At 72.7% G+C, this 8460-nt stretch carries 5 protein-coding genes; 1 reads left to right on the forward strand and 4 read right to left on the reverse strand.

The genetic code is table 11. The features are described 5' to 3' along the window. Positions 1 to 53: 53 nt before the first annotated feature. A complete protein-coding gene (locus tag E1265_RS06290; protein WP_132929212.1) occupies positions 54 to 2762 on the forward strand; it encodes an ABC transporter substrate-binding protein in 2709 nt (902 codons plus the stop codon). A gap of 12 nt (positions 2763 to 2774) precedes the next feature. On the opposite strand, the gene E1265_RS06295 is transcribed toward E1265_RS06290, so the two are convergent. The 4 genes from E1265_RS06295 to E1265_RS06310 all read right to left on the reverse strand — a co-directional run. Next, the gene (locus tag E1265_RS06295) at positions 2775 to 3740 is read right to left on the reverse strand and encodes a PadR family transcriptional regulator (RefSeq protein ID WP_132929213.1); all 966 of its coding nucleotides are present in this window, start codon (positions 3738 to 3740) and stop codon (positions 2775 to 2777) included. 1 nt (position 3741) lies between these two features. After that, a complete protein-coding gene (locus E1265_RS06300; protein ID WP_132929214.1) occupies positions 3742 to 4605 on the reverse strand; it encodes a DUF4097 family beta strand repeat-containing protein in 864 nt (287 codons plus the stop codon). A 65-nt stretch (positions 4606 to 4670) separates the two neighbouring features. Continuing rightward, positions 4671 to 4853, reverse strand: coding sequence for a DUF6104 family protein (locus E1265_RS06305; RefSeq protein ID WP_132929215.1), 183 nt, complete (start codon positions 4851 to 4853; stop codon positions 4671 to 4673). Between the two features lie 122 nt (positions 4854 to 4975). Beyond that, positions 4976 to 8460, reverse strand: a 3485-nt coding sequence (locus E1265_RS06310; RefSeq protein WP_132929216.1) for a multifunctional oxoglutarate decarboxylase/oxoglutarate dehydrogenase thiamine pyrophosphate-binding subunit/dihydrolipoyllysine-residue succinyltransferase subunit, incomplete at its 5' end; no start/stop codon positions are given.

Raw genomic sequence — 8460 nt, forward strand, 5'->3', positions numbered from 1 at the left:
CCTGGTCCAAGGGTTCCAGCCCGGGAACGAGGGTGGCGCTGGGGGAGGCGACCATGACCGACCACGGGGGAGGCGCGGGCGAGTTACCCGCCTACCGGGGGATGGGCGAGTTCGTCGACGCCCTCGAACAGCTGATCAAGCAGCCCAGGCGGCGGCGCACCTGGCTTCCGGTGTTGCTGCTCACCGGCCCGGCCGACGGGCGCGTCGCCGCCGGGCTGCGGAGCTGGCTCAACGGCGAACACGGCCCGCTCAGTCCGCACGCCTTCGTCTCGGGCGCCGAGAGCGGCCCGGAGGCACCCGACCTGTTCGACGAGATCAGCGAGCAGCTGCGGCGGACCACCCGCGCCTGCGACGGCGGCCGGCTCAGGCTCCCGGGCCTCTGGCTGCTCAAGACCGTCGCGGCGGCCCCCGAGCCGATCAGGTCCGGGCACTGGCGGGGGCTGCGCGACCACCTCTACGCCAAGCACCGCGAGGAGTCCACCCTCGCCCAGGCCCTGTGGAACGTGGCCGGCGAGGAGCGCGGCGACGGCATCAGGGGCGACGGCGGCATCGCGGCCGCCGTCTGGAACTTCCTGGTCGGCTGGGCCTTCCAGGGGCTGCCCCGGCTGCTGTTCACGGCCCGGGCCAAGCGCCGGCTCGCCTGGTTCACGGCGTGGGCCGACCGGCAGCGTGGGCCGGCCTCCTTCTTCGACCACCTGCGCGACCTGGTGCCGCCCGCCTCCCGCGCCGAGGGGCTCGAGGAGCTGGACCGGGTGCTGGTGCAGGCCATGATGACCGACCTGGAGCGGGCGGTGCGCGGCGGCTTCCCGCGGCCCTGGCGCCGCCGCCGCACCCACCGGTTCGTGCTGATCTTCGACCGCGCGGGCGACGAGCACTCGCGGGTGCAGCGGTTCGTCAGGGAGCTGCGCAACGAGGCCAAGGACCGGGGCGCCACCTCGTTGCTCGTGGTGGCGGCCGGCGTGGACGGACTCGCCAGCCTGATCCCCGACGAGGAGAAGACCGGCTACGACGCCGCCGGCGAATGGCTCGCCGACACCCTGACCGACCCCCGGCTCGTGGCCTCCGTGACCGGGCTCGTGGTCACCGTGCCCGATGACCAGAGCCCCGACGACCCCAGGGCCGCCTACCAGCTGCGGCGACGGCGGCGGCTGCGGGTCAGGCCGCACCGTCTCGGGCCGCGCGCCGAACTCGCCGTCGAGCTCACGGCGGTGGCGGTGCTCGCCGGCGTGCTGCCGCTCGTGTCGCTGCCCGGCGACGACGGATGTTCCGGCGGCACCTTCCGGGGCTCCGACGGCACCTGCGTCGGGCCGCAGGGGCCGACGCTCGGCAGCCCGGTCGTCAGCGACCCCGACGTCCGCGAGGTGCTGGGGCGCATCGAGGAGCAGAACGCGGCGGTCGGCGCCGCCACCGCCGACTGGCGCCCCGAGGGCGGCCTGCCGATGCCGCGCACCGTCTTCTACATCGGGCCGCTCAGCGGCGGCAGCGGCGCCGACGACCCGGTGCGCGGCGGGACGCTGGCGCAGCTGCGTGGGCTCGCACTGGCCCAGGGGCACGGGAACGCGCAGGCGTTGGGCACGCGGGAGCGGGTGCCGTTGCGGGTGGTCGTCGCCGACGCGGGGGACCGGTTCCGCGACGCGGTGCAGGTGGCGCGGCACGTCGTCGAGCTGGCCGAGGAGGACCCGTCCATCATCGGGGTGGTCGGGATGGCGCAGAGCCGGGACACCGTCTACGAGGCGCTCGAGGTGCTGAGCCGGGCCGGGCTGCCGGTGGTCGGCATGGCCGGCACCGCCGACGAACTCCTCGACCACGGCACGCACTACTACCAGAACGCGCCCACCAACAGCAGGGCCGCGGCCACCATGGCCGCGTTCGCCAGGGACGCCGCGGTGATCGCCGACGCGGACGGCGGGCGCCGGCCCGCCGAACGCGCGGTGCTGGTGGCCGACGCGCGCGACGCCTACAGCAGCGGCCTGGCCGGCTCCTTCCAGGAGAGCTACGAGGGGCCGCTCGACACGCTGCTCTACACGCCGTCCAACGACCTGCCGCGCGACGAGGGAGCGCTGACCGGCGAGCCGACGGCCACCCTGGAGCGGCTGGCCGCCGAGGTGTGCGGGCGGCTCGCCGAGGAGCCGGCCACGACCGTGGTCTGGGCGGCGCGGGGCAGCGAACTCCCGCTCTTCCTCCAGGAGCTGAGGGTGCTGTCCGAGGACTGCCCGCGGGTCAGCGTGCTCGGCGGCGACGAGATCTCCAACGTGCGGATCACCGAGGAGGAGCCCTGGAACGTCTTCCCCGGACTCTCCCTGTACTACGTGCTGGACGGCGGCGGCCCGATGCTGCGCGAGAGCCAGGAGGGACAGGCGTTCGCCGACGCCTACGAGCGGGCCTACGGCGGCACCGACGCGGCCGACGTGGCCCGGGCCATCGCGCTCGACCCGCGCCCGGCACTGGCCTGGGACGCGATGCGCTACTTCGCCACCGCCGTGGACCAGGCGTGGGAGACCACCGGCCGCGCCAACGACCGCCTCGGCCGCGACCTCGTGCAGGGCGTGCTCTACCAGGGCGTCGGCCCGGACGGCTTCGACGGCGCCACTGGCCGGCTCGACCCGAACGGCGCCGTCGGCGGGCGCGAGACCGAGGACAAGCTGGTGATCATCCTGCACGTGGCCGAGGGGCAGCGCCCGCGGGCCGAGCTGGTCTGCGGGGCTGTCACCGCCGAGGACGTCAGGACCACCTGGGGCGAGGAGAACCACCCCTGTCCTTGACCGTGACCGGGACTAGGACCCGTCCTCGGGCAGCCGCAGCAGCGCGACCAGGTGGGCGGCGCTGGCCGACAGGTGGCGCCGGGCGTGGCGCAGCTGGTCCTGCGAGACGCCGTGGTCCCTGGCCGCGTCCCGCACGTCGTCCCGGAAGCGGTCGAGCAGCCGGATCAGCTCGCGCTCCGGGTCGGCCACCGCCTCCTCCGACTCGCCGTCCGGCTCTACGTCCCGCACCGGGTGTCCCCAGGCCCAGGGCGTGCTCGGGCCGACGAACCGGCTCCAGCCCCCGATCTCGTGGTTCAGCCCCTCGAGCCCCTCGCGCACCGCGCCCGGCCAGTCGCCGCTCGCGGCCCTGGTCTGCACCCGCTCCTGGATGCGCCGCGCGGCCTGCGTGAACATGGCCCTGGCCTCCTCGCTCGCGTTCTGGGCCGCCCGCTCGCCCGCCTCCCTGGCCTCGCGGGCCTCCCGGCGGGCCCGGCGACTCTCCTCCCTGGCCCTGCGGGCCTCGGCCTTCCACGCGGCCCGGTCGTCCCCGCGGTCGCCGGCGCCGTGCTCCGGGCCGTGGTGCCCGCCGTGCCCCCGGCCCCTGGAGGGGCTCCGCGCCGCCGCCGCGGCCTCCCTGACCTCCTGCCGCAGATCCTGCGCCGAGCCGCTGACGTCCTCCCTGATGTCGGCGGCGAGCGCGGCCAGCGAGTCCCTGATCTCCCGCTCGAGATCCGTGAGCTCGGTGTCGCGCGCCGCCAACTCCCGCTCGCCGTCCGGGGTGAGGGAGTACACCTTGCGGCCGCCCTCCTCGGAGTGGGTGACCAGGCCCTCCGCCTCCAGCTTCGCCAGCCTCGGGTAGACCGTGCCGGCGGACGGCGCGTAGAGCCCCTGGAAGCGCTCCTCGAGCAGCCTGATCACCTCGTACCCGTGGCGAGGGGCCTCCCCGAGCAGCTTCAGCAGATAGAGGCGGAGGCGGCCGTGGCCGAAGACGGGAGGCATGTCAGACGTCCTTACGCAGCGAGGTGGCGGGTGGCGTGTCGTACTCGGCCGGCGGTCTGCGCAGCAGGGCGAGTGCGCCCGAGACGCTGGTGCACCGCACGCTGCCGGCCCCCGCGCCCAGCGCGCCGGACAGCTGCCTGGCCCCCCAGCCGCCGACCGACGACAGCTCGGCGAACGCCGAGGAGACGGGGCCGCTCGCGGTGCTCGCCGACACCTCGGCGCTCACCCCCTCCGGCAGTCGGACCGCGACCTCGCCCGAGACGGTGTTGAGCCGCAGGTCGGGCGGCAGCGCCGAGGGCGCCAGGTCGACCACCATGTCGCCGCTGACCGAGTCGGCCGCGAGCTGGGCGGAGCGGTGGTCGATCACCGTCAGGTTCCCCGAGACCGAGTTGTACCGCAGCCGGCCGCTCAGCCCCTGGGCCTCCAGGTTCCCCGAGACCGTCTCGGCGTGCACCGCGCCCGACAGGCCGACCAGCGTGGTGTCCCCGCTGACGCCCCGCACGTGCGTGCGGCCGGCGAGCCTGCTCACCACGGCCGAGGCGCCCACCAGGCCCACCGTCAGCCGGGCGTGGGCCGGCACCGAGACCGAGACCACCGCGCTGCGGCGCCACCCCTTGCGGTCAAGCCACTTGAGGAAGCCCTGCCACGGCAGGTCGTCGTAGGCGACCGAGAGCGTGCCGCCGTCCAGCCGCACGATCAGCGGCGGGCCCTTGACCTCGGTGATCTCGACCCGGGTGGTGGAATCCGTGGTGCCCACCACGTTGACCAGGCCGCTGACGACCCGCACCTGTAGCTCCTCGACGGACACCCCATCGAAGCTCAGCGTGCGGTCCTCGCTGACGGACCACTCGGATGTGCGAGACATGAGCCCTCCCCGCGTTATATCGCGTGCCTCGTAACACGATATATCGCGTGCCGCTCACGTCAAGGTCAGTCGTCGTCGTCCTCGTCGTCGAGACGCGCCAGCCAGGTCGCGAGCCGCTCCACCGGAACCTCGAAGTCCGGGTTCAGATCGACGAAGAGCCGCAGCTGGTCGGCGAGCCAGGCCAGGGTGACCTCCTCCTCGCCGCGCCGCCGCGCCAGCTCCTCGATGCCTCGGTCGGTGAAGTACAACGCCGCTCCTTCGTGTGGTCTTTCCGCTGTCGCTGACGGGGACGGACACGGGCCCGGCCCGCCGCCCGCACGGGGCGACGGGCCGGGCCCGGTGACGCGCGCGAGGCGCGGTCGGCGCTCGCTCAGAGCGCGAACACCTCGTCGAGCAGCGCCTGCTGCTCGGCCTGGTGCCGCTTGGCGGAGCCCACCGCCGGCGAGGAGGACGCCGGGCGGGACACCCGCCGCAGCGTGCCGGCCCGCTCGACGTGCTCCACCAGGTTGAGCGCGATGAACGGCCAGGCGCCCTGGTTGGCCGGCTCCTCCTGCGCCCACACCACCGACTCGGCGGCCGTGTACCTGGCGAGCTCCGCCTGGACCTCCTCGGCCGGCAGCGGGTGCAGCCGCTCGAGCCGCACCAGCGCCACGTCCTGACGTCCGAGCTTCTCGCGCTCCGCCGCCAGCTCGTAGTACACCTTGCCGGTGCAGAGCACCACGCGCCGCACCCCGGCGGGGTCCACCGTGGTGTCCCCGATGACCGGCCTGAAGCCGCCGCCGGTGAACTCCTCGGCCGTGGAGGTGGCGGCCTTCAGCCGCAGCATCCACTTCGGGGTGAAGACGACCAGCGGCTTGTGGTGCGGGTTGTGCACCTGCCACCGCAGCAGGTGGAAGTAGTTCGCCGGGGTGGTCGGCAGCGCCACCGTCATGTTGTTCTGCGCGCACAGCTGCAGAAAGCGCTCGATGCGGGCCGAGGAGTGGTCCGGGCCCTGGCCCTCGTAGCCGTGCGGCAGGAGCAGCGTGACGCCGGAGGTCTGGCCCCACTTCTGCTCGGCCGACGAGATGAACTCGTCGATCACGGTGGCCGCGCCGTTGGCGAAGTCGCCGAACTGCGCCTCCCACATCACCAGCGCCTCGGGCCTGGCCAGCGAGTAGCCGTACTCGAAGCCCATCGCCGCGTACTCGCTGAGCAGCGAGTCGTAGACGTTGAACCTGGCCTGGTCCTCGGACAGGTAGAGCAGGGGCGTGTAGTCCTCGCCGGTCTTCCGGTCGATCAGCACCGCGTGCCGCTGGCCGAAGGTGCCGCGCCTGGTGTCCTGGCCTGCCATGCGGACCGGGGTGCCCTCCATGAGCAGCGAGCCGATGGCCAGCAGCTCGCCCATCGCCCAGTCGATCGTCCCCTCCTCGACCATCGCCGCGCGCCGCTGCAGCTGCGGCAGCAGCCGGGGGTGCACGGTGATGTGGTCGGGGATGTTGACCTGGGACTCGGCGATCCGCTTGACGACCTCGGCACTGACGCCGGTCGTCACCGCCACCGGGAACTCCGGCTTGGGCGCCGGCACCTCGGCCGGGGCCGGGGTCACGGTCGCCTCCCTGACCTCCTTGAAGACCTTCTCCAGCTGGTCCTGGAAGTCCTGGAGCGCCTGCTCGGCCTCCTCGAGCGTGATGTCGCCGCGGCCGATCAGCGACTCGGTGTAGAGCTTGCGCACCGAGCGCTTCTTGTCGATCAGGTCGTACATCAGCGGTTGGGTGAACGAGGGGTTGTCCGTCTCGTTGTGCCCGCGACGCCGGTAGCAGACCAGGTCGATCACGACATCCTTGTTGAACGCCTGCCGGTACTCGAAGGCGAGCCTGGCCACCCGGCACACCGCCTCCGGGTCGTCCCCGTTGACGTGGAAGATCGGCGCCTCGATCATCCGTGCCACGTCCGTGCAGTAGGTGGAGGACCGGGCGGCGGCGGCCGTCGCGGTGTAGCCCACCTGGTTGTTGATGATGACGTGCACGGTGCCGCCGGTGCGGTAGCCGCGCAGCTGCGACATGTTCAGCGTCTCGGCGACCACGCCCTGGCCGGCGAACGCCGCGTCGCCGTGGATCAGGATCGGCAGCACCGTGAAGTCCTTGCCGCCGCGCCCGATCACGTCCTGCTTGGCCCGCGCCACGCCCTCGACGATCGGGTCGACGGCCTCCAGGTGCGAGGGGTTGGCCGTCAGCGAGACCTTGATCTGCTCGCCCGACAGGCCCGTGAAGGTGCCCTCGGTGCCCAGGTGGTACTTCACGTCGCCCGAGCCGTGCATGGACTTCGGGTCGAGGTTGCCCTCGAACTCCCGGAAGATCTGCGCGTAGGACTTGCCGACGACGTTGGCCAGCACGTTGAGCCGGCCACGGTGCGCCATGCCGATGACGACCTCGTCCAGCTTGTCGGCCGCCGCCTCGTCGAGCACCGAGTCGAGCAGCGGGATGACCGTCTCACCGCCCTCGAGCGAGAAGCGCTTCTGGCCGACGTACTTGGTCTGCAGGAAGGTCTCGAACGCCTCCGACGCGTTGAGCCGGCGCAGGATCCGCAGCTGCTCCTCGCGCTCCGGCGCGGTGTGCGGGCGCTCCACCCGGTCCTGGATCCACTTGCGCTCCTTGGGATCCTGGATGTGCATGTACTCGATGCCGGTGGTGCGGCAGTACGAGTCGCGCAGCACGCCGAGGATGTCGCGCAGCTTCAACATGGACTTGCCGGCGAAGCCGCCGACCGCGAACTCCCGCTCCAGGTCCCACAGGGTGAGCCCGTGCTCGGTGATGTCCAGGTCGGGGTGCTTGCGCTGCTTGTACTCCAGCGGGTCGGTGTCGGCCATCAGGTGGCCGCGCACCCGGTACGCGTGGATCAGGTCGAACACCCGGGCGGCCTTGGTGACCTCGTCGTCGTGGTTGACGTCGATGTCGACGTGCCAGCGGATCGGCTCGTAGGGGATCCGCAGCGCCTCGAAGATGGCGTCGTAGAACCCGTGCTCACCGAGCAGCAGTTGGCTGATCTGGCGCAGGAACTCGCCGGAGGCCGCACCTTGGATGACCCGGTGGTCGTAGGTGCTGGTGAGCGTCATCACCTTGGAGATGCCGAGGCGGTTGAGCGTCTCCTGCGAGGTCCCCTGGAACTCGGCCGGGTACTCCATCGCGCCGACGCCGAGGATGACGCCCTGACCCGGCATCAGCCGCGGCACCGAGTGGACGGTGCCGATGCCGCCCGGGTTGGTGAGCGAGGCGGTGACGCCGGAGAAGTCCTCCATCGTCAACTTGCCGGTGCGCGCCCGACGGACGATGTCCTCGTAGGCCTGCCAGAACTCGAAGAAGGTCAGCGTCTCGGCCTTCTTGATGCCGGCCACGACCAGCTGCCGGTCGCCGCTCTTGTTCACCAGGTCGATGGCCAGGCCCAGGTTGACGTGCTCGGGCTTGACCAGCGTCGGCTTGCCGTCCTTCTCGGTGTACGAGTGGTTCATGGACGGCATCGCCCTGAGCGCCTGCACCATCGCGTAGCCGATGAGGTGCGTGAAGGAGACCTTGCCGCCGCGGGCGCGCTTCAGGTGGTTGTTGATGACGATCCGGTTGTCGAACAGCAGCTTCACCGGAACCGCGCGGACCGAGGTGGCGGTCGGCAGATCACGGGACGCGTTCATGTTCTTGGCCACGGCCGCGGCGGGACCGCGCAGCGTGACGAACTCGGGACCGGCGGCCGGCTCGGCGGCCTGCGGGGCCGCCGCCGGCTTCGCGGCGGCCTCGACCTTCTGGCTCTTCGCGGCCGCAACGGGAGCGGGCGCGGGGGCCGGCTTCGCCGCGGGCGCGGCGGCCGGCGCCTGGGCCGGGGCGGCGG

This window comes from Streptomyces sp. 8K308 (assembly GCF_004348315.1).
In the GTDB taxonomy this organism is placed as follows: Bacteria; Actinomycetota; Actinomycetes; order Streptomycetales; family Streptomycetaceae; genus Streptomyces.

Bases quoted from the DNA above. Each gene is read 5' to 3' on its own strand.
- E1265_RS06300 (WP_132929214.1), bottom strand. From the start codon at position 4,605: ATGTCTCGCACATCCGAGTGGTCCGTCAGCGAGGACCGCACGCTGAGC.
- E1265_RS06295 (WP_132929213.1), bottom strand. From the start codon at position 3,740: ATGCCTCCCGTCTTCGGCCACGGCCGCCTCCGCCTCTATCTGCTGAAG.
- E1265_RS06290 (WP_132929212.1), top strand. From the start codon at position 54: ATGACCGACCACGGGGGAGGCGCGGGCGAGTTACCCGCCTACCGGGGG.